Source organism: Edwardsiella anguillarum ET080813 (assembly GCF_000264765.2).
GTDB classification, from domain to species: domain Bacteria; phylum Pseudomonadota; class Gammaproteobacteria; order Enterobacterales; family Enterobacteriaceae; genus Edwardsiella; species Edwardsiella anguillarum.
In genome coordinates, this window is the sequence record NZ_CP006664.1 from 3,124,558 (window position 1) to 3,145,070 (window position 20,513).

A 20,513-nucleotide genomic window follows, 5' to 3' on the forward strand; every position below is an offset into this window, starting at 1 on the left:
TTGATAGTTTTTTGATACATGGTTCTGCTGCGGTGGGCGCTAAAAATGTTATTGCTCTGCTTGGAAGTTCAAAGCCTGAAGTTGTTACTTATCCTGGCCAAGATGTTTGCTATTCCCCAGCATCATGTGAAGCTCAACCTTGTGGTATGCATGGCTATTACAGGGGATGTTCAATAGCATTTGAGCATAGGTTTACTGATAATATATGCATTCATGAAAATTATAAATGCATGGACAGTATTACCCTGTCTCAGGTGGCTGATAAACTGATGAAAAAAATAAGGTGGCGATTCGCACTCAGATGCCGATTATTGCTGTAGTACGTGTAATCGAGACCAATTGTCAAAGGCATGAAATAATAGACAATAAAACGCGCTTGGGGAGTGACGTCAATGCGATATAAAGTACGTAACATAAGGCTTCAAGACGTTGCGGACAAAGCTGGGGTTTCGTTAATGACGGCATCTCGGGTCATCAGCAATCCTAATTTGGTTGCAGAGAAAACAAGAAAACACGTCGAAGTCATAATCGCTGAATTAGGTTATATAAAAAATGATATGGCCAGTTATTTAGCATCATCAAAAAATATTTTTTGCTTTATTATCGTTGAGTCCAGGCTAAAAAGAACGGATTTTTCAATATATATTGAGCGGGTGTTGGACTGTGGGATGATCCCCTGTGTATTTTTCTTTGAGAGCGTCGCTGAACTTTCTGCCAATGTTTTAAGGGCTAAAGCGATTTCTTCACCTGAAATGTTTGTTTTATTCTCTACTTCGTGCATAGATGCCAATGATATATTGACGCAGCTAAAGATTATTAATCTTGTCGATGAGGGGTAACGCATCGCGCCGCCTGGGGATAAGCGATGCGTTTCTGTTGTCCGGCGCTCCGGCCTTCTCTATGCGTGGGCACCTTAGGCGCGCATCAGCAGCGCCGTCCGTGCGTCAGCTCGGCGAGCGCATAGGCTTTGGCACCGCGCCGCGGCAGGCTCAGGGCGCGCGGTAGCGGAGAGTCTAGCGCAGCAGATAGCGGGTGCTCAGCGTTTTCTCCTTGCCCTGGACCACGGCGTGCACCTGCTCCTGTTTGGCTATCAGGCGGCAGTTCCCGGCGCTGTCCCAGCGCTGGCAGGTCATCAGGTAGGTGATGAAGGGGGTTTGCGCCAGCCCGCCCAGATCGCGGCCATCGGCGGTAAAGCGCGAGCTGGAGAGGCCGTTGTGGCGGATAACCAGACGCAGTCGGCTGTCAGGGCGGTAGAAGTAGAGCCCGTAGCCCGGCGACTGCCCCAGGGAAAGGTAGAAGCGCACCCGGCCATCCGGGGTATAAACATAGTATTGGCGGGTGATGCCCAGGGTGCCGTTACCCGCTTCTACCTGGGTCGCTTTGGTGATCCGCCCGGCGCCATCGCGCTTATAGACGCAGACCTGCTGGCTGAGGGACTGCGTTTGTCCCATCTGCAGAGCAACCACGCTGCGGCTGATCCAGCCGCCCCAGCCATCGCGATCCAGCTGGCTTTGCCACAGCGGATTGGGGCCATAGCCTTGCCAGGCGGCGTTGGCTCTCATATTGCGCTTCAGCCCTCCGTAGGCTGAACGACTCCTGGCGCACGTTGCGCACGGCGCCGAGCAGATCGCCCTCCAGCGGGATAATGTTATGGGAGCGGACCCGCGCCTGCGCGCGCGTCTGGCGTCGCGGCCAAGATGTGCGGGGAAAGCAGCAGAATGCCGCAGCATAGCAGAGCGGAGCAATGGTGCATGGGGCCTCCAGGGGCGACCCGGCGGAGAGCGTGAGTGGATAGGGAGAGCGTAACACCGGCTGGCGAAAAGTGTTACGCCCACGGCGTCGGACGCGCGTCAGCCGGCGCTCTGGCTCCCGCAGATCTCACACGCTGGACTGGCGGTCAGCGCCATGCTGCGCCACTGTGACGCCATGGCGTCATACAGCATCAGGCGCCCGCGCGGGATCTCCCCAAAGCGACACAGCAGCTTGATACACTCCATGGCCTGGGTCGCGCCGATGATCCCGACCAGCGGCGACATGACGCCCGCCTCAACGCAGGTGAGGGCGTTAGCGCCGAACAGGCGGCTCAGACAGCGATAGCAGGGCTCGCCCGGCTGGTAGGTGAAGACGCAGACCTGCCCCTCCATACGGATGGCCGCGCCGGAGATCAGCGGGGTCGCCGCGCCGCGGCACAGGCGGTTTAGGCACTCGCGGGTTTCGACGTTATCGGTGCAGTCCAGCACGGCGTCGACCTGCGCTATCTGCCGCGCCAGCGCGGTATCATCCAGGCGATGGGCGACGGCGCTCAGCCGAATGTGGGGGTTGATCTCGGCCAGCGTCTGCCGGGCTGAGGCCACTTTATCCATCCCGATGCGTGCGTCGGTGTGCAGGATTTGCCGCTGCAGGTTAGACAGCGAGACGGTGTCAAAGTCGAGCAGCGTCAAGTGGCCGACGCCGGCCGCCGCCAGGTACTGGGCGGCGGCGCAGCCCAGCCCGCCGAGGCCGACGATCAGCACCCGGCTAGCCTTGAGGCGCTCCTGGCCGTCAAAGTCAAAGCCGCGCAGTACAATTTGACGGTTATAGCGCAGGGTTTCCGCATCGCTCAGCGGAGGCAGCGGTACAGGATCGCCCATCTCAGCTCCTCAGCAGCGGGTTGAACAGCTCTACGTCCACCGTCTCGCCGGCGGCGACGGCGCCGCGCTCACGCTCCAGCACGATAAAGGCATTGGCCGCGGCGAAGGAGCTGAAAACGTGGGACCCTTGATGACCGGTGCTGCGCACCTCCAGCTCTCCCTGGGCATTGCTGCTGACGATGCCGCGCTGAAAGTCGAGACGCCCCGGCACCTTTTTCAGCGGGCTTAAGGTGCGGGCCTTCAGACGCTGAGGCGCCTGCCAGTGGCTGTGGCCGGAGAGGCGCGCCAGCAGCGGTTGCACCAGCTGATAGAACGTGACGGCGGCGGAGACCGGGTTTCCCGGCAGACCGCAGAACAGTGCGTGGCGCAGTCGGCCAAAGGCAAAGGGTTTTCCCGGCTTCATCGCCAGCTTCCAAAAGCTGATGGTGCCGACCTCATCGAGGATCTGTTTAGTAAAGTCGGCCTCGCCGACGGAGACGCCGCCGCTGCTGATCACCAGATCCGCCTGCGTATCGGCGCGGCGAAAGGCGTCGCGCAGCGCCTGAGGATCGTCGCGGACGATGCCCAGATCGAGGATGTCACAGCCCATCTGTTTGAGCATCAGGGTGATGGCAAAGCGGTTGGTATCGTAGATTTGTCCCGCCGCCAGCGCGCTGCCGACCGGCTGCAGCTCATCGCCGGTGGAAAACAGCGCGACGCGCAGGCGGCGCACGACCCGGACGCGGGCGATACCCAGGGAGGCCAGCAGCGGCAGCTCGGCGCAGCCCAGGCGTACGCCGGCGTCCAGCACCACGGCGCCGCGGCGGATATCCTCGCCCACCAGGCGAATGTTTTGCTCCGGCTGCACGGGATGGCTAAAGCTGACACCCTGCTCCCCCATCTGGGCCTGCTCCTGCATGATCACCGCCTCGGCCCCCGCCGGCACGGCGGCGCCGGTCATGATGCGTATCGCGCTGTGCGCCGGCCAGGTACCTTGAAACGGTGCACCGGCAAATGCCTTGCCGGCGATGGGCAGCGGCTGGGCGCTGCGCAGATCGGCCAGACGTACGGCATAGCCGTCCATGGCGGCGTTGGCAAAGGGCGGTACATCCAGCGGTGAGACAATGGGCTGTGCGCTGATACGCCCGGCGGCATCGGCCAGGGAGACCTCTTCGTCATCGGCGATCGGCTGCGCGTCGTTCAGCAGTCGATCCAGCGCCTGTTGCAGGGAAAGTAGATCCGGGGGGGTACAACAATCCATCGTAATCTCCGACGTGATCACCCGCCGGCGGCGGGATGATAAGTAAACGGTGGGCCCATTATGGCAGATTATCGTCTCGGGGAGAATCTGACCCAGCCGCGCGGCGCGGTTTGCGCCGCGACACGGATTTCTACGATAGGAAATAACGAATTTACCGCGCGCGATCAACGGCGAAAGCGGCGTCCGGCGCGGATGAGCTAATGCGCCGGCGTCGGGAGGGGATAGGCGGATCGCGCGCTGGGCCGTCGACAGAGGGGATTGCGCTGGATTAAGGCTCCGGACTTCACTACAGTGGGAGACAACGCATTGCCGTGATCTGTATCATGTTGGGCCGTGTTCCGTAACGTGGCGCAATATCGGTGCAGAGCCCGAGTGGCATCATCGGTGTGGGGAGGCTGGCGCGGGGCCGATGTTCCGGCGCAGAGATAAGAGGTATCGGGAGATAAGTGATGTCATCGCTAAGTAAAGAAGCTGCACTGGTGCACGAGGCGCTGCTGGCGCACGGGCTGGAAACCCCGCTGCGCGGTGAGCCGCTGGCGCGCGATACGCGTAAGGCGCAGATTGAGGCGCATATGACCGAGGTCATGAGACTGCTGAATCTGGATCTGTCGGATGACAGCCTTACGGAGACGCCGTCGCGGATCGCCAAAATGTACGTGGACGAAATTTTTTCCGGCCTGGATTACGCGAACTTCCCTAAAATCACCATTATTGAAAATAAAATGCATGTCGATGAGATGGTGACGGTGCGCGATATTACGCTGACCAGCACCTGCGAACACCATTTCGTCACCATCGACGGTAAGGCGACGGTCGCCTATATCCCGAAAGAGGGGGTGATTGGGCTGTCCAAGATCAACCGGATTGTCCGCTTTTTCGCCCAGCGTCCCCAGGTGCAGGAGCGTTTGACCCAGCAAATCCTGGTGGCGCTGCAGACGCTGTTGGGCACCAAGAACGTCGCCGTCTCCATCGATGCGGTGCACTACTGCGTCAAGGCCCGCGGCGTACGCGATGCGACCAGCGCGACCACCACTACCTCGCTCGGCGGGCTGTTTAAAACCAGTCAAAATTCCCGGCAGGAGTTTCTGCGCGCGGTGCGCCACCACGTCTAGCGCGGGCTCAGGAAACATGAAAGCGCCGGCGCGATGCCGGCGTTCTCGCCTGTAAACCACGGAGAGGATCACCATGGCCGAGATGTCTGCGGCGGCGCAGCGGGGACGAGCGTCCCGGATCGCGACGCTGGATGCCCTGCGCGGCCTCGCGCTGCTGGGGATCCTGCTGATGAATATCGTCGGCTTTGCCCTGCCCAAGGCGGCGTACCTGAACCCCGCCTATCAGGGGATCCCCTCCGCCTGGGATCAGGGGGCATGGCTGCTGCTCAGTCTGACGGTGCAGGGCAAGTTTCTGGCCCTGTTCGCGCTGCTGCTCGGCGCCGGCCTGCAGCTGCAGCTGCCGCGCGGCGGGCGCTGGATCCAGGCGCGCCTGGGATGGCTGATGCTGTTTGGGCTGCTGCATACCCTGCTGCTGTGGGACGGCGATATTCTCCTGGCCTATGGTCTGATCGGCCTGATGTGCTGGCGGACGATCCGCGACGCCGGTTCGGCCCGCGGCCTGCTGTACCGCGGAGCGGGGCTGTATGCCGTCGGGCTGGGGATGCTACTGCTGCTGGCTGTGATGAGTCGCGCAGAGCCACACGGCTTTTGGCAGGCCGGCTATGCCGAGATCCAGTATGAGAGTTACTGGAAGCTGCGCGGGGGCATTGAGGCCTGGCGTAATCGCGGCGAACTGCTGATAAGCAATCTGCTGGCGCTGGCGGTGCAGTATGGCTGGCAGCTGGGTGGGGTGATGCTGCTGGGCGCGGGACTGATGCGCTGCGGCTGGCTGCGCGGCCGCTTTTCCTCTGCCCACTACCGGCGCTGCGGGGCTGTACTGCTGTTGGGCGGACTGGCGCTCCAGGCGTTGGGCAGCGGTCTGCAGTGGTATCTGCGCTGGGATTTTCGCTGGTGCGGCTACCTGCTACAGCTGCCCGGTGAACTGGCGGCGCCGCTGATGATGCTGGGCTATGTGGCGCTGATCTACGCCGCCTGGCCGCGTCTGTCGGGCTGGTGGCTGACCGCCGCCCTGCAGCGGGTTGGGCGTATGGCCCTGAGCAACTATCTGCTGCAGACGCTGATCTGCACTACGCTGTTTTATCGGCTGGGGCTGTTCAATCACGCCGGGCGCGCCGCGCTGCTGCTGTGGGTACCGCCAGTGTGGGGCTGCTGCCTGCTGTTTGCGTCGCTCTGGCTGCGCGTCTTCCGCCAGGGGCCCGTCGAGTGGCTGTGGCGCCATCTGACCGGGCTGTCTCTGCGCGTCTGAGGGCGTGAGGCGCCCGATGCCACCCCCTGCACATTCTAAAAGTCGTAATTGTCAATTTCGCTATTGCGCTTGACCTCCTTTCGCACAGCTATTAAAAATAACGGGTTTTCATTTTTATCTTTACTGCGGGATTTATCCTGCGGTTTTTATTTTTTTATGCTTGTATTCAGTGCTATTTCCCTCAGTCCTGGCGTGATTTCTTCTGAGGTTATTCTATTTCTGTGACCAGGCTCTTGTTGTAATGATTTGATTTTTATAAAAGATTCATGCAGGACGTTTTTTGTATCACCGTTCTGACGTTATATTATTTAAATATAAAATATTCCACCTAGAGCGCGCGGTGTACCCGTTTATTCGGGTTGCGCCACGGGATAGGCTTTATGATCAACCGGGGTGGTGATGCCGCGGCGTTAAAATGACGGAAGGCGTTGGGTAATAACCGGCTAGGAACGCTGCCCTACGAGGGGCGTCTGTCCCGCCCGGAATGGTCCCCGATTCACGTCGTCCTACCCCGCGCCGCTGGCCGTGGGCGCGCGTGAGGCCGGTCTGCCCTCTGCTGCGGATGGCACCTTGTCCATTGGATCGTTTTATTAGGGTATCGGTCAACGTGATGCAAAGAGTTACCCGTTGCTTAGGTCAATATGCGCTGCCTGTCTCGCTCAGCGTACTGCTGCTGCCGCCGGCCTGGTTTTTCTCTCCCCAGACCGTCATCAATGGCCAGGCGCTATTTTTGCTGCCGTTGCCTATGGCGCTCGCCGCTGCGCTGGTCATGCTGTTTGGCCTGCGGGCGCTGCCCTCCCTATCGCTGGCGCTGCTGCTGTTTTTGCTGCTATTGCCCCCGCGCGCTCCCGCCGCGGCCCTCGCGCTGGGCTGTGCACTGCTGCTGCCGCTGTCGCCGATCGCCCATCTCAGCCTGCGTCTGCTGGGAAAACGCGGGCGCTGCGATCTTAACCGGGGCGGCGGGACGCCACTGGCGATTCGCCTGCTGGGGTTTGGTCTATTTTATCCCATCGGCAGCTGGCTGATGATGCTGCTGGGCGGAACGCTGATGACGCCGCTGTCGATGGGCGACGCGGCCGCGCCGCCGCGGGATCTCCCCTTTGCCCTGCTGGCGCTGGAGGGCATGATCCTGAGCTGCGTCGCGCTGACGCCGGCGCTGTATTACCTGCTGCGCATGCTGCTTAGCCCCGGCCGTCTGCGGGCCTTTGGTGTCGACTGTCGGCGCGCGCTGCGGCGCGACATTCGCGGCCTGTTTTTGCCGATCTATCTCGCGGCGATGGGGGCGCTCTGTTTCCCGTCGACGTCTCATGTCAATCTGGGCTATCTGACGCCGCTGCTGTTCGTGCTGTTTGTCTTTGCGTCGTTTCATTTCCGCTACCGGGCGGTGTTGCTGCTGTGGGCGCTGACGGTGCTGGGACTCCTGGCCTGCAGCGCTAATTTTATCCAGCTGGGTAACCGCCACTATCAGCTGGCCTTCCTGTCATCCGCGCTGATCGCCTTTAGCATCGCCCTGGTTTATATGGCGCAGGTGATTACGCGCAGCGACAGGATGCGCCGTCTCTACCTGCGTCTGCGGCGGCGCGACGGGCTGGTCGATCTCCCCAGCTTCCGCACCCTGAGTGACCATCTGGCGCGCCGTCCCCTTGGCACCCTGTGTATCCTGCGCCTGAGTAACCTGGATATTCTGAGCCGGTGCCACGGCGTGACGATGCGGGCGGCGACAAAAAGCCAGCTGGCCGCGTATCTGGCACCCCTGCTGCTGCCCGGGGAGCGGGTGTACCAGATGCCGGGGGCGGAGCTGCTGATCTATCTGCAGGCCGATGCCGATCTGCCGCGCATCAACGCCATTCGCGCTACGCTGATAGCGCAGGCGCTGGTGTGGCAGCAGCATCCGGTGACGCTGCAGTATGGCGTGGCGTACTCTCCGTTCGATGTCCATCGCCAGTCGATCCACGGCGTAGTGGGGCAGTTGAGCTACCTGGCGGAGCGGGCCTGTCGGGACAATGTGATCCTCCCGCTGTACGGTAATGAGGCCGACGCCAACGCCGCGGTGAACGAACAGGTCTTCTGGCTGCAGAAGATCACCCTCGCCCTGCAGGAGAATGCGCTGCTGCTGTACGCCCAGCCCATCGTTCACCGCGGAGGGCAGCGCTATTATGAGATCCTGGCCCGCATGCAGGACGGCGAGCAGCTGGTGCTGCCGGGGAAATTCATTCCTTTTATCACCGCGTTCAACCTGTGCGCGCAGTTTGATCTGCTGATCATCGAAAATGTGGTGCGCCATATTCACCGTGCCGGGTTAGACAGCTCCAGCACCTGTTTTTCGGTAAACCTGATGCCGCTGACGCTGATGCAGCGCAGCGTGGCCGCGCAGATCATCGCCCTGTTTGAGCGTTATCAGGTGCGGCCGCAGGCGGTGATCTTTGAGATCACCGAACAACAGTATTTACTGGATGAAAACGCCGCGCTGGAGACGGTGCGCGCCCTGCGCGCCTACTGCTTTAAGATCGCCATCGATGACTTCGGCACCGGGCTCTCCAACTATCAGCGCCTGAAGCACCTTAACGCGGACGTGGTGAAGATCGACGGCATGTTTGTTAAGGATATCGTCAACAGCTCGCTGGACCGAATGATCATCAAGTCTATCTGCGATATTGCCCGTGAGCGGCAGCTGCAGGTGGTCGCCGAATACGTTGAATCGCGTGAGCAGATGGAGGTCCTGTGCAGTCTGGGGGTGCAGTATCTGCAGGGTTTTTTGCTGGGCGAGCCGCGCCCGCTGACGCAGGCGCTGTAGCGCGCCGGTTAGGGGGTTGTCTGGTGATGGGGCTGCTGCTCCAGCGCCTGCAGCTGCTCAGGCAGCACCGCTGGGTAGCTCTGGGCGTCGGCGGCGACCTTATGCACCGCGGGGATCGGGATCGGCGGGCCGAGAAAGCGCGGCTGGCGCTGCAGTAGGTAGAGATCGGTGAGGGCGCCGAGGCGGGCGCCAATTTCGCGCAGGCGCACCAGCAGCATATCTTTGGGAGAGGGCACCGCCAGGCACTGGGCCTGAATCCCCAGATGCAGGGCGATAAACAGCGCCCGCTCGCAGTGGAAGCGCTGGGTGATGATGGTGAAGTTATCGGTATCGAAGACCCGGCGGGCGCGCACGATCGAGTCCAACGTACGGAAGCCGGCATAGTCCAGCACGATATCGCCGTTCGGCACCCCCGCGGCGATCAGATCACGGCGCATGGTCACCGGCTCATTGTAGCTTTGCAGGGCATTGTCGCCGCTCAGCAGCAGATAGCTGACCTTATTGCTGTTATAGGCATTCAGCGCGCCCTGGATACGGTAGCGGTAATACTGGTTGATAACGCCGGGGGCCACATATTTAGCGGTGCCCAGCACCACGCCGACCTCCCGGCGCGGCAGGTCCTGCACGTCTTCGTAGATATAGGGGGCCGTGACCCAGCTAATCCAGCGATCAAGCGCCAGCGCCGCCAGCCCCGCGAGGATGACAACACCGATCAGGCCATATATGAGTCGCTTCCACCACATGGCGTACTTCCCGTTATTCTCTCTCTCCCGAGGCTACTTTACCCGCCGACGCGGCGCAAGCCATAAGGCGCGTGCGCAGGGCGGATGGCGGTTATTTGCGCGAAAGTGCGCCGGGCCGCGGAGGCCCGGATGTGGGGGGACGGCGACCCGAGAAGGGACACCGCCAGAGGGGGCTAGAATGAGGTTCGCTTATAGCTACGGTAGATCGGCAGCCAGAAGTTATGATCGATGGCCTGCAGCAGCGCCTCGTCCGAGGTCAGCACCGCGACGCCCTGACGCTGGGCCGCCTTGGCGACCTGAAAGGCGATGTCGCGTGAAACCTGCTGGATATCCTTCAGGTCCGGTAGCAGGGGGCCATGGCCGTCGCGCGCCAGCGGCGAGCTGTCGGCCAGCGCCCGGCTGGCGGCCATCAGCATGCCGTCGGTCACCCGCCGCGCACCGCTGGCCAGGACGCCCAGGCCGATGCCGGGGAAGATATAGGCGTTGTTACACTGGGCTATCGGATAGCGCTCTCCCTGATAGAGCACCGGCTCGAAGGGACTGCCGCTGGCGACCAACGCCGCGCCATCGGTCCAGTTGATGATATCCTCCGGACGGGCCTCCACCCGGGAAGTGGGATTAGAGAGCGGCATGATGATGGGGCGAGGGCAGTGGCTGTGCATTTCGCGCACGATCGCCTCGCTGAACAGCCCCGGCTGACCCGATACGCCGATCAGCACCGTGGGGTGGGCGTTGCGTACCACGTCGAGCAGGGAGATCCCTTCGCTCTCCGTCTGCCAACCAGCCAGCGCCTGCTGTTTTTGTACCAGACGGCTCTGGAAGTCGAGCAGGTTGGGCAGGCGATCGGTCAGCAGTCCGAAGCGATCGACCATGAAGATGCGTGCCCGCGCCTCTTCGTCGCTCAGCCCCTCGGCGATCATCTGGGCGATGATCTGCTCTGCGATGCCGCATCCGGCAGATCCGGCGCCGAGGAAGGTAATGGTCTGATCGCGCAGACGGCTGCCGGCGGCGCGGCTGGCGGCGATCAGGCTGCCCAGGGTGACGGCCGCGGTGCCCTGAATGTCGTCGTTAAAGCAGCAGAGCTGATCGCGATAGCGGCTCAGCAGCGGCATGGCGTTTTTCTGAGCGAAGTCCTCGAACTGCAGCAGAACATCCGGCCAGCGGCGTTTGACCGCCTGAATGAACTCCTCGACGAACGCATTATATTCATCACCGGTAATGCGCGGGTGACGCCAGCCCATGTACAGCGGATCGTTGAGGCGCTGTGGGTTATTGGTGCCGACGTCCAGCACCACGGGCAGGGTATAGGCCGGGCTGATGCCGCCGCAGGCGGTGTACAGCGACAGTTTACCGATAGGGATCCCCATACCGCCGATGCCCTGATCGCCCAGGCCGAGGATACGCTCGCCATCGGTGACCACGATCACCTTGACGTTCTGCTTGGTGGCGTTTTGCAGCATGTCATCGATGCGATCGCGGTTGGGATAGGCGATAAACAGCCCGCGTGCGCGCCGGTAGATATCGGAAAAGTGTTCACAGGCCTCACCGACCGTCGGGGTATAGATGATGGGCATCATCTCGCTAAGGTGGCCGCGCAGCAGGCGGTAGAACAGGGTCTCGTTGGTATCCTGAATATTGCGCAGGTAGATATGCTGCGCAGTGGCGTTCTGAAAATCACAAAACTGACGATAGGCGCGTTCAACCTGCTCTTCAATGGTCTCGATGGCCTCAGGCAACAGACCGCTCAGGTTAAAGTTATTGCGCTCTTCCTCACTGAAGGCGCTGCCCTTATTCAACAGCGGGAATTCAAGCAGGATGGGGCCGGCATAGGGAATATACAGCGGACGTTTACTTTCGTGTTCCAGATCCATAAGTACGCTCTTATGTTAACGGGATGAAATAACACGCTGAAGATCCTAAAAGAGAGTTAGCCATTGTTCAATGTTTGTTATCAAAACTATTCATTCAATATATGTTTTGTAACAATGATTTTGGCGAGCGAACGCGGCGGGGAAGGTCACGCGCAGAGGTAACGGGCCAGAGCGCCCGAGGGCACTCTGGCGTCCGGGTTACAGCAGATGGTGCTGCAGATCGTCGCAGCCCAGCGCCTGTAGGGTGGCGCGCGTCGCCGCATGCTGCGACAGGGCCGCCTGACGGGACTCCACCAGCGCGGCGCGGCGGATGGCGTCGACGCTGTCGCCGGACATGTTCATCAGGATCAGGGCGGCCTGCAGCGGTGGCAGGCTGGGGTTAAAGGCGGCATTTTCCGCATAGCGGCCGGCATAGACGGCGCGGTCGGTTTCGATAGCCACGCCGCTGTAGGCCTGGCTGTACGGCGCATGGCTGGCGTTAGCGGCGTCCAGCGCCGCCTGCAGCAGGGGATCGCCGGCTGCATTGTCCAGCGCCAGCCCGTGATGGGTTGGGTCTAGCAGCAGGGTTTTTATCTGCAGATCGCGCGGGCCAAAGGCATCGGGCAGGTAGTCGCCCAGCGTGGCGGCGCGGCGGCCCGGCAGATGGATCGGCAGCGCGGTACCGCTGTTCAGTTCATTCATAAACTGGCGGCAATGGCCGCAGGGCGTGCAGTTAACGGTGATCGACGCCAGCGCGCGCTCGCCCCGTAGCCAGGCGTGGGTGATCGCGCACTGCTCGGCATGGATGGTCTGCTGCAGCGGCGCGCCGGAAAACTCCATATTGGCGCCGAAGTAGAGGTTACCGCTGGCGCCATGGACGATAGCGCCGACCTGAAAATGAGAGATCGGCGTAAGGGCACAGGCGGCGGCCAGCGGCAGCAGGGCAAAACTCAGGGCCTGGCGATCCATCTGACAGGCATGACCAATGGCATCCACCTGGGCTGCGGTGATCACGGCGTTGAAGGTGTCAGACGCCATCACTGGCGTAAGCGCCGCCTGGAGTTCGGCAGGCAGCTGGCGGAATGCAACGGCAAAGCGTGCGTGCATGGGAAAGCCTCTTGTGAGTTACGGGAGGCTATTGTAAGGAAGCGAATAGGTGATATTTGTGATAATAATCACTTTTTGAGTGCAATAATTGTAATATTGGTCTCGAATTAGAGATTTATTTCAACTTTTTTTAACGTAAAAACGGGTGCTGATGGCGGAGAGCGCCGATCGGCGCCCTCCGCTGTGACGATGTTATCAGAAGATATGCAGCAGTATCGGGAACAGAAACGGCGCCAGCAGGGAGGTAATGATCCCGCAGATAACCAGCGCCAGAGAGCTAAAGGCGCCCTCCTGGTAGTCGACCTCCGCGCAGCGGGCGGTCCCCAAGGCGTGGGATGCCGTCCCCATGGCCAGACCACGCGACGCCTTGGTGCGGATATTCATGGCGTTCAGCAGGGTGTGGCCGAAGACGGCGCCCAGGATCCCGACAAAGATGACGCAGACGGCGCTGATGGCCGGGATACCGTGGATGGACTGAGCGACGGCCATCGCGATCGGCGTAGTGACCGATTTCGGCATCACCGAGGCGGCGATCTCCGGCGTCGCACCGAGCCACAGGGCGATGGCGGTACCGGTGATCATCGCGGTGGCGCTGCCAATAAAGCAGATGGTGATGATGGACTTCCAGCGGGCACGGATCTGGTGCAGCTGTTCATACAGCGGGAAGGCCAGCGCCACGACCGCCGGCTGCAGCAGGCTGTTGAGCGCCGAGCTGCCGGCAAAATAGTTTTTGTAGGGAATATGCAGCAGCAGCAGCAGCGGAATGATCACCGCCATGGAGACCAGCAGCGGATTGAGCAGCGGCATATTCAGGCGCTGGGCGAGACGGCGGGCGCCAAAGAAGACCACCAGCGTCAGCGGCAGTGACCACCAGATATTCAGCATGACGGTCATCATTGTTTACTCTCCTGCGGGTGGCTCAGGGGCTGTTCGCCGTCGTCGGGCCGCTCGCGATGCACCAGGTGTGAGCAGTAGGCGACCACCACCATAATGATCAGGGTGCTGACCACGCAGGAGACCACGATGGGGCCAAACTGGCGGCACAGCACGTCGTAATACTGCATGACGCCCACGCCGATCGGTACGAACAGCAGCGCCATATAGCGAATAAACAGGCTGCACCCCGGTTTGACCCAGGTGGCCGGCATAATCTGCGAAGCCAGCAGGGCAAACAGGATCAGCATACCGATGATGCTGCCTGGGATCTTGATTGGTAACAGGGTGGCAAGCGCATTACCGGCAAACAGACACAGGTAAATCAGCACGAAGGCACGTGCGTATTGCCAGCAAAGAGAAAGTGGATTTGACATCGTAGTGTACCCAAAAACGAAAACATAATCATCATACAATTAATCGGTAAAATGTGCTACTGATCACATCATGAATTCGCTCTATGGCAGCCATGCCAATTTGGTGGGGTATTGTCGGCGTCGCAGACAAGGATCGCGCCGGGTTACCCGGCGCGAAGGGGAGTATGAACGGCTCAGGGTTTCTCTGCGCTGCGCAGAGGGGGCGTCGCACGCTCCGTCGCCGCGCCGTCCTGATGTGCCGCGCTGCGGCGGTGCGGACGGCGAAACAGCTCATAGATACACAGCGCCAGCCCCAGCCAGATCAGCGAGAAGCTGATCATCTTGGGCAGATTGATCGGTTCGCCGAAGGCCAGCACCGCCAGCAGAAACTGCAGAGAGGGTTCGACATACTGCGCTAGGCCCACCACCGTCAGAGAGGTGCGTTTGATGGCGGCGGCAAACAGCAGCAGCGGCGCATAGGTCACCGGCGCCGTCAGAATATACAGCGAATACTCAGACAGGCTGAGGCTGCCCAGATCGCTGCCGCCGCCGATCTGCTGCCAGAGGGTGATCCCCAGCGCCAGAGGCAGCATCCAGACGGTCTCCAGCGTCAGGGAGGTCATAATATCGTAGCGGATATACTTACGTACCAGGCCGTAAAAGGCAAAGGTGATGCCCATGACTAGCGCCAGCACCGGCACCCGCCCCAGCAGGATGATCTGGTAGGTCAGGCCGATGATGGCCAGCAGCACCGCGATGCGCTGAAAGCGGGTTAGCCGGTCGTGCAGAAAGATGACGCCCAGCGCGATGGCGAATAGCGGATTGGTGAAGTAGCCCAGGCTGGCATCCAGCACCAGGTGGTGGGTTAGCGCGTAGATGAAGGTGGTCCAGGAGACGCTCATGATGGCGCCGCCCAGCAGGCAGCAGTAAAGCGAGCGTTTATCCTGCCAGGCCGCGCGCCAGGAGGTGCGGTGCCTGAACAGCAGGCGCAGCGCCAGCAGCAGGGGAACAGACCAGAACAGACGCTGGGCCAGCAGTTCGAAGGCATTTGCATCGTTCAGCAGCTTATAGTATAGCGGCGTGATCCCCCACAGAATAAACGACAGCACCGCCAGCAGCGGTCCATTGCGCAGCCACATAGTTCAAGCCTTGATTGTCTGCTCCGTCGCGGAGCCTGGTTATCGACCACCCCGCCGCGGGCAGAGTGGAAAGCGTGCGCAGGATGCCGCAGTAAGCGCCATGTAGGTGACGACGGCTGCATCCTTCCGGCGCAGACTATTATCCTACTAATTCACGGGCATAATCAAACAGCGCCCGCAGCAGCGTCAGCCGCTGGGGCTGATCCTCATAGCGGTTGTACAGCATTTCCAGCGTCTGTAGATAATCCTGTACGCGCTGCGGCGTCAGCATGGCCTGGCGATGCTGCTGCCAGCGGCGCATCTCGCTCTCATCCAGCGTCGCCGGGTAGTTACGGGCGCGGTAGCGAAACAGCAGCGGCGTGATGCGCCGATCGCTGAAGCGTAGATCCAGCGCCGGCAGGTTCTGCGGCTGGGTGGCGCGAATAATTTGCATCGCCTGGCGATCGGCGTCGCTGAAGAAGCCGTCGTACAGCTGGTTGTCCACGTCGTCCGATGGCGGAAAGGGTGGCGCATCGGCAAATAGGGATACCACCTTGTCACGGATCTCGCTGTGCTGCTGTAGCAGGGCTAAATTATCCCGGCAGCGCGGGCGATCGAGCCCCAGTCGGACGGCGTTGTCCGCGAGCAGGGTTTTCTCCGGCGCCAGCACCGGACATTTATTGATATGGACTAGCTTGATGGGCACCGGCACGGCGTCGCCCAGCTCGCTGCGCGGCGTGTAGAGCCGTTCGCGCAGGGCGGCGGGGTCCAGGGTCAGCAGCGGGGTGATATCGCTGTCCAGATCGCAGACGATCACCGCGTTTTTATTCTCGGGATGCCAGGCCAGCGGGGCGATCAGGCTGGTGTTACCGCGCAGGGCGCCGAACATGCCGGAGACATGCACCAGGGGCGTCATCGTGGCGATATCGATAAGCTGAGCCACCCGGTTCTTGTTGCGCAGCTGGAACAGATAGTCGAACAGCCGCGGCTGGGCCTGTTTGACCAGCCTGGCCAGCGCGATGGTGGCGTAGACATCGGCCATGGCGTCGTGGGCGTTGCTGTGCTCAATGCCGTTGGCCTGAGACAGGTGCTCCAGCTTGAAGCTGGGCAACCCCTGCTCGTTTTCCGGCCAGACGATCCCCTCGGGGCGCAGGGCGTAGCAGGTGCGCACCACACCCAGCAGATCCCAGCGAGAGTTGCCGTTTTGCCAGCTGTAGGCGTAGGGGTCAAAGAAGTTGCGGTAGAACAGGTTGCGGCTCACCTCATCGTCGAAGCGAATGTTGTTATAGCCCACGACACAGGTGCCCGGCACGCTGAACATCCGGTGGATACGCTCGGCGAATTCGGCCTCACAGACCCCCTGCGCCAGCGCCGTCTGCGGGGTGATCCCGGTGATCATCACCGCGTCGGGCTGGGGCAGGTAATCATCGGCCGGCCGGCAGTAAAACACCTGGGGTTCTTCGATGATGTTGAAGTCGGCGTCGGTGCGCACGCCGGCGAACTGAGCGGGACGATCCCGCGCCGGATGCTGACCGAAGGTTTCATAGTCGTGAAACAGGAATGTATTTTGTATGCTTCGGTTTTTCACTGTCACCTTCCGTATACGCCTTTTGTTTTATCTTGTTGATTTATATGGGTGTTTCATGATTTCACTCGCAATTCGCTGTACATTGCTCGATGCTGTCTGTTGTGATCGTGCATACGAATAGGAGATACATGTTCAGTGCATAAATCATAACTTCATTAAGCTAAGAAAACTAATATAGCGTTCGGTGACGCTCGCAGCGTTCTTAACTCGATTAACGTTTGGGCGAAAGATCGGGCTAAGAGGTGCTCAGACCTGTGTTCTCATTCGGCGTGAAGGGCCAAGCCTCTTCTGGCTAGTATGGCATCAGGCTCTTCCAGGTTTCTGCTACATTTCTCCGCGCATAAGCTGAACCTGGATTTTTTGTTGAAAATGGCCTACTTCATAATAGAGTAATCATTTTTCATGTCTGGTAACTGCATCCCCTCTGTTCAATATATATTAAAAGCTCTACTTTTTATCAATAGGCGTATTTTGAACTTCACTATGTTAATTCTTTAATATCATTCTGTTTTTTTGATTTTATTTTTTTTGATAGATTATAGATTGGGTACTCTATAGTATATGATATAAGAATAGAACTGAGGATTATCAAAAAAAATACCAGTGGTGACAGGTAGATTATATTTGTTTCCGATAGTATGGTTTTAAATCCAATGTACCAAAAAATACCATGAATTAAGTATAAACTGTAGCTTGTTACGCCTAATCGCTTAAGCCCTTTTATATTTAATATGCCAAAAAATGTAGCGCCATTACAAATCATTATAAATAACAAAGCTGCAAAAAGTGGAGAGATTGCAGTAGAGATTTTCCCAGTAAAAGGAATTATAAATAATAAAATAATAACCGCGCTTTGGATAATAGTGTTAGACGTTAGCCTATCCAATAATTTCATATGAAAATGCTTGCAGAAAAAACCAACTGAAAAGAAAAAAATGGCTAGGTAAACGCCAGAGTTTAACTCTGGATGTGCTATTTTAGTATAGATATAAAAGATAAATGACAGTATCGAAACAATTATTCCTGTGACCGCCCTTTTATTTAATGGGATTAGCAGTGCAATTAATGGAAGGGCAAAATATAAACGCCACTCCCATGCTAATGACCAGGTTACTCCGGCATTAATAATATTGCTATTGGACATGCCAAATAAAGGGTTTCTTTCATTAAATATTCCGCCATCAAACCATGGTATTATATTTAATAAATGCTCTTTACTTTGACTTCCATAAATATATGAAATCAAAACACAACACAAAGATGATAATATAGTAACTGGAACGATTCTTAAAAATCGTTTCTTATAAAACGACACCCACCAAGATAGTCGATTTATAGAGATGTTTGAAAAAAGGTATCCTGATAGAATAAAAAAAATGCCAACGGCAAATTTCCCTATAAATGAAAAAAAATAATTCCCATTAATTACCCACATGCCTGTTTTTGAGTAAAAATAATTAAAAAAGAAGTGATGGAACACTACCATTATAGCTAAAATGGCTCTCAGTCCGTCGAGGTGATTCAGCGGCCTTTTATCCATTTTCTCCATAAACGAAAAAAAAGATAAATTCATCATTATAACCGTTGCAACAACAATGCCGACTGCCCATAAGATCATTATCATCTCATTGTACATGAATGTTTCCACATTTTAGAACCTCTGTCGAATTTTATAGTTGATCTGTCTCTTAGTCAATTTTCTTAGCTTAATGCCGTATTTTTCAATAGAAATCATTGCCAATGATTATTGTCTGCGGGTTTCTTAAGAGAGAAAGTGGATGAGGATGATCTTTTCCTTGATCTTCTCTCTCGCAGTACGCCATACAACCAGAATTCCTACAGGAAAAAGACTGTTGGGCACAGGCAGAATTGATGAGCAATAGGACAAAGATGAAGCAGAACATCGTGTTATCGTTATTTTTATAGGTATCCGTTACTTATTATAATTTGTTGCTACTGGATGGATAATTATTGGACGATGGCGATCATGGTTGATAGCTGCCAACCAAGACTCAGGGGATTCGTCGCCTGCAGCGTTAGAAGAAACTCAGACAGGGAGAATGCAATGAAGGACACACCGGCGACGACAATATTGGCGTCATGTGTTGAATTCAGGGCGGACTCGGGTGACGTTCGCCTATTCGCGAGCGCTCTTTTTCCCTGATGTTGCTCCGAGGTCATTGATAGGGTAGCTGCTGGTTTATTCTCTCTACGAATCTAAAATAATATTATATTACAACGTGTTATGTATTTGTTGTGTGGGTTAAATGCAGTACTAGCACGCAAGATAATAGTCGGGCTTAAATCCGTGTTATCTATGCTATCTTATTGATATTAATTGATTGTTTGACGATTTGCACGATGAGAGTAAGCCTGAGGTTCGGGGGATATGTCGTTAGTCCGATGCGTTTTGCCCATACATCATTCCAGGATCACTGGTTTAACATTGATAGATTAGGATGCTGAGAGAGGAATGATGACGCCACCGCGCAGCTCCATTCAGAGATGCCCATCGCCCGGCGCGGGTAGCGTGGGCAGAATAACGCAGTAGGTATGCCTCCCTGCGAGAGAGGCATCGATTGTCCAGCCCCTATCCTCCTGCTTAGAAGAAAAGGGACACATTTCAAAATTTTTTTATGCCGCGGATTTCCGTTACACTAAAGGTTCATCTCTGTTGAGAGCCTGATCCAAGGTCGTTTCCGTGCGTTTAAATAAAAGTATCACCCCGTTTGACTCCTTCATCTATGGGCACTACCGCGCTGTGCACGGCGTGCGTATGGCGATCTCTTTCGTATTAACCTTTCTCCTGATCCGATTGCTGGCGGTGCCGGAGGGCGCCTGGGCGCTGATCACCATGGTGGTGGTGATCGGGCCGATCTCCTTCTGGGGCAACGTTACCGTCCGGGCGCTGCAGCGCTGTATGGGGACGGTGTTTGGCGCTGCATCAGGGCTGGTGGCGCTGTATCTTGAACTTTATTCGATGAGTCTGATGCTGGCGTGGTGCGCCGTCGTGATGTTTGTCTGCGGCATCGCGGCCCTAGGCAAGCGCCCCTATATGGGGCTGCTGATCGGCATCACGCTGGGCGTGGTGTGCGCCGCCGGACCCGGCGATATTCAGACGGCGCTGCTGCGCAGCGTCAACGTGATCATCGGTTCGCTGCTGGCGCTGCTGTTTGCTAGCATCTATCCGCAGCGGGCGTTCACCCACTGGCGTTTAAAGATGAACCATGGCCTGACCTGCATGAGTAACATTTATAGCGCCTATGTGTCACCCAATATGGTTGAGCGTCCGCAGCTGACCGAACGCCAACAGCACATTCTCTCCGACCTGGGCACCGTACGCGGCCTGCTGGCACCCAGCGCCCGGGAGACCAAGGTAGATAAAGCGGTGTTCGACGCCATTCAGGTGATCACCCGTAATCTGGTGGCTACGTTGGAGATGATGACCGACGCCTATTGGGCCAGCCGCGAAAGCCACTTTATTATGCTGAACGCCACCCGGCTGCGGGCGTTTCAGAAACTGACCATCAACGCCCTGCACGGGCTGTCGGAGATGCTGCTCAGCGGACGGGTGGAGGAGACGCTGGAGCGTCTGCCGGAGATGGAGTCGATGGTGGCAGAGCTGAAGACGCTGATCGAGCAGGCACAGGCGCACAGCGATGAAGAGGCGCCGATCTATGGCTATCTGTGGCTGAATATGCAGCTGGCGATGCAGCTGGATGAGCTGCGCGATCTGCTGAGTAACGTACTACGCCGCTGAATGGTGCAGGGGCCGCCGCGGCGCGGGCGGCTGATT

At 58.0% G+C, this 20,513-nt stretch carries 16 protein-coding genes; 5 read left to right on the top strand and 11 right to left on the bottom strand.

Translation table 11 applies throughout. From position 1 onward, the window contains the following. The first annotated feature begins 392 nt into the window (after window positions 1-392). Window positions 393-839: a LacI family DNA-binding transcriptional regulator gene (locus ETEE_RS14095; protein WP_034164992.1), complete on the top strand. Its 447-nt coding sequence runs from the start codon at window positions 393-395 to the stop codon at window positions 837-839. Window positions 840-1,013: 174 nt separating this feature from the next. Here the strand turns inward: ETEE_RS14095 and ETEE_RS14100 are convergent, their stop codons facing one another. From ETEE_RS14100 to moeA, 3 genes are all read right to left on the bottom strand, one after another. Next, complete coding sequence (locus tag ETEE_RS14100; RefSeq protein ID WP_225865151.1) at window positions 1,014-1,562, bottom strand: hypothetical protein; 549 nt, start codon at window positions 1,560-1,562, stop codon at window positions 1,014-1,016. 288 nt (window positions 1,563-1,850) lie between these two features. Beyond that, a complete protein-coding gene (gene moeB / locus ETEE_RS14105) occupies window positions 1,851-2,630 on the bottom strand; it encodes a molybdopterin-synthase adenylyltransferase MoeB (RefSeq protein ID WP_034164993.1) in 780 nt (259 codons plus the stop codon). Window position 2,631: 1 nt separating this feature from the next. Continuing rightward, window positions 2,632-3,870 (bottom strand): molybdopterin molybdotransferase MoeA, encoded by a 1,239-nt coding sequence (moeA, locus tag ETEE_RS14110; protein WP_034164994.1) that lies wholly within the window; start codon window positions 3,868-3,870, stop codon window positions 2,632-2,634. Window positions 3,871-4,319: 449 nt separating this feature from the next. Here moeA and folE point away from each other — a divergent pair, with 449 nt between their 5' ends. The 3 genes from folE to ETEE_RS14125 all read left to right on the top strand — a co-directional run bounded on the left by folE (window position 4,320) and on the right by ETEE_RS14125 (window position 9,022). Further along, window positions 4,320-4,982 (top strand): GTP cyclohydrolase I FolE, encoded by a 663-nt coding sequence (gene folE / locus ETEE_RS14115; RefSeq protein ID WP_034164995.1) that lies wholly within the window; start codon window positions 4,320-4,322, stop codon window positions 4,980-4,982. A gap of 73 nt (window positions 4,983-5,055) precedes the next feature. Next, entirely contained in the window at window positions 5,056-6,228 is a 1,173-nt protein-coding gene (yeiB, locus tag ETEE_RS14120; protein WP_034164996.1) for a DUF418 domain-containing protein YeiB, read from the top strand. A 610-nt stretch (window positions 6,229-6,838) separates the two neighbouring features. Next, entirely contained in the window at window positions 6,839-9,022 is a 2,184-nt protein-coding gene (locus ETEE_RS14125; RefSeq protein ID WP_034164997.1) for an EAL domain-containing protein, read from the top strand. A gap of 8 nt (window positions 9,023-9,030) precedes the next feature. Here the strand turns inward: ETEE_RS14125 and sanA are convergent, their stop codons facing one another. The 8 genes from sanA to ETEE_RS14165 all read right to left on the bottom strand — a co-directional run bounded on the left by sanA (window position 9,031) and on the right by ETEE_RS14165 (window position 18,353). Beyond that, window positions 9,031-9,765: an outer membrane permeability protein SanA gene (gene sanA / locus ETEE_RS14130; protein ID WP_034164998.1), complete on the bottom strand. Its 735-nt coding sequence runs from the start codon at window positions 9,763-9,765 to the stop codon at window positions 9,031-9,033. A gap of 173 nt (window positions 9,766-9,938) precedes the next feature. After that, window positions 9,939-11,636 (bottom strand): NAD-dependent malic enzyme, encoded by a 1,698-nt coding sequence (locus tag ETEE_RS14135; protein WP_034164999.1) that lies wholly within the window; start codon window positions 11,634-11,636, stop codon window positions 9,939-9,941. Window positions 11,637-11,834: 198 nt separating this feature from the next. Next, the gene (gene cdd, locus ETEE_RS14140) at window positions 11,835-12,722 is read right to left on the bottom strand and encodes a cytidine deaminase (protein ID WP_034165000.1); all 888 of its coding nucleotides are present in this window, start codon (window positions 12,720-12,722) and stop codon (window positions 11,835-11,837) included. A gap of 195 nt (window positions 12,723-12,917) precedes the next feature. Beyond that, on the bottom strand, window positions 12,918-13,607 hold the full coding sequence (locus ETEE_RS14145) for a CidB/LrgB family autolysis modulator (RefSeq protein ID WP_015461209.1): 690 nt from the start codon (window positions 13,605-13,607) through the stop codon (window positions 12,918-12,920). Between the two features lie 8 nt (window positions 13,608-13,615). Then, window positions 13,616-14,032 (bottom strand): CidA/LrgA family protein, encoded by a 417-nt coding sequence (locus tag ETEE_RS14150; protein WP_034165001.1) that lies wholly within the window; start codon window positions 14,030-14,032, stop codon window positions 13,616-13,618. A 173-nt stretch (window positions 14,033-14,205) separates the two neighbouring features. Then, the gene (gene rarD / locus ETEE_RS14155) at window positions 14,206-15,150 is read right to left on the bottom strand and encodes an EamA family transporter RarD (protein WP_034165002.1); all 945 of its coding nucleotides are present in this window, start codon (window positions 15,148-15,150) and stop codon (window positions 14,206-14,208) included. 139 nt (window positions 15,151-15,289) lie between these two features. After that, entirely contained in the window at window positions 15,290-16,717 is a 1,428-nt protein-coding gene (gene sbcB / locus ETEE_RS14160; RefSeq protein ID WP_034165003.1) for an exodeoxyribonuclease I, read from the bottom strand. Window positions 16,718-17,198: 481 nt separating this feature from the next. Further along, window positions 17,199-18,353, bottom strand: a complete 1,155-nt coding sequence (locus ETEE_RS14165) for an acyltransferase family protein (protein WP_034165004.1) — start codon at window positions 18,351-18,353, stop codon at window positions 17,199-17,201. 1,065 nt (window positions 18,354-19,418) lie between these two features. On the opposite strand from ETEE_RS14165, the gene ETEE_RS14175 reads away from it, so the two are divergent. Continuing rightward, window positions 19,419-20,477, top strand: a complete 1,059-nt coding sequence (locus ETEE_RS14175) for an FUSC family protein (RefSeq protein WP_034165006.1) — start codon at window positions 19,419-19,421, stop codon at window positions 20,475-20,477. Window positions 20,478-20,513 lie beyond the last annotated feature (36 nt).

Bases quoted from the DNA above. Each gene is read 5' to 3' on its own strand.
- ETEE_RS14100 (WP_225865151.1), bottom strand. From the start codon at position 1,562: ATGAGAGCCAACGCCGCCTGGCAAGGCTATGGCCCCAATCCGCTGTGG.
- ETEE_RS14150 (WP_034165001.1), bottom strand. From the start codon at position 14,032: ATGTCAAATCCACTTTCTCTTTGCTGGCAATACGCACGTGCCTTCGTG.
- ETEE_RS14135 (WP_034164999.1), bottom strand. From the start codon at position 11,636: ATGGATCTGGAACACGAAAGTAAACGTCCGCTGTATATTCCCTATGCC.
- moeA (WP_034164994.1), bottom strand. From the start codon at position 3,870: ATGGATTGTTGTACCCCCCCGGATCTACTTTCCCTGCAACAGGCGCTG.
- cdd (WP_034165000.1), bottom strand. From the start codon at position 12,722: ATGCACGCACGCTTTGCCGTTGCATTCCGCCAGCTGCCTGCCGAACTC.
- ETEE_RS14165 (WP_034165004.1), bottom strand. From the start codon at position 18,353: ATGTACAATGAGATGATAATGATCTTATGGGCAGTCGGCATTGTTGTT.
- folE (WP_034164995.1), top strand. From the start codon at position 4,320: ATGTCATCGCTAAGTAAAGAAGCTGCACTGGTGCACGAGGCGCTGCTG.
- sanA (WP_034164998.1), bottom strand. From the start codon at position 9,765: ATGTGGTGGAAGCGACTCATATATGGCCTGATCGGTGTTGTCATCCTC.
- ETEE_RS14095 (WP_034164992.1), top strand. From the start codon at position 393: ATGCGATATAAAGTACGTAACATAAGGCTTCAAGACGTTGCGGACAAA.
- ETEE_RS14145 (WP_015461209.1), bottom strand. From the start codon at position 13,607: ATGCTGAATATCTGGTGGTCACTGCCGCTGACGCTGGTGGTCTTCTTT.
- yeiB (WP_034164996.1), top strand. From the start codon at position 5,056: ATGGCCGAGATGTCTGCGGCGGCGCAGCGGGGACGAGCGTCCCGGATC.
- moeB (WP_034164993.1), bottom strand. From the start codon at position 2,630: ATGGGCGATCCTGTACCGCTGCCTCCGCTGAGCGATGCGGAAACCCTG.
- rarD (WP_034165002.1), bottom strand. From the start codon at position 15,150: ATGTGGCTGCGCAATGGACCGCTGCTGGCGGTGCTGTCGTTTATTCTG.
- ETEE_RS14125 (WP_034164997.1), top strand. From the start codon at position 6,839: ATGCAAAGAGTTACCCGTTGCTTAGGTCAATATGCGCTGCCTGTCTCG.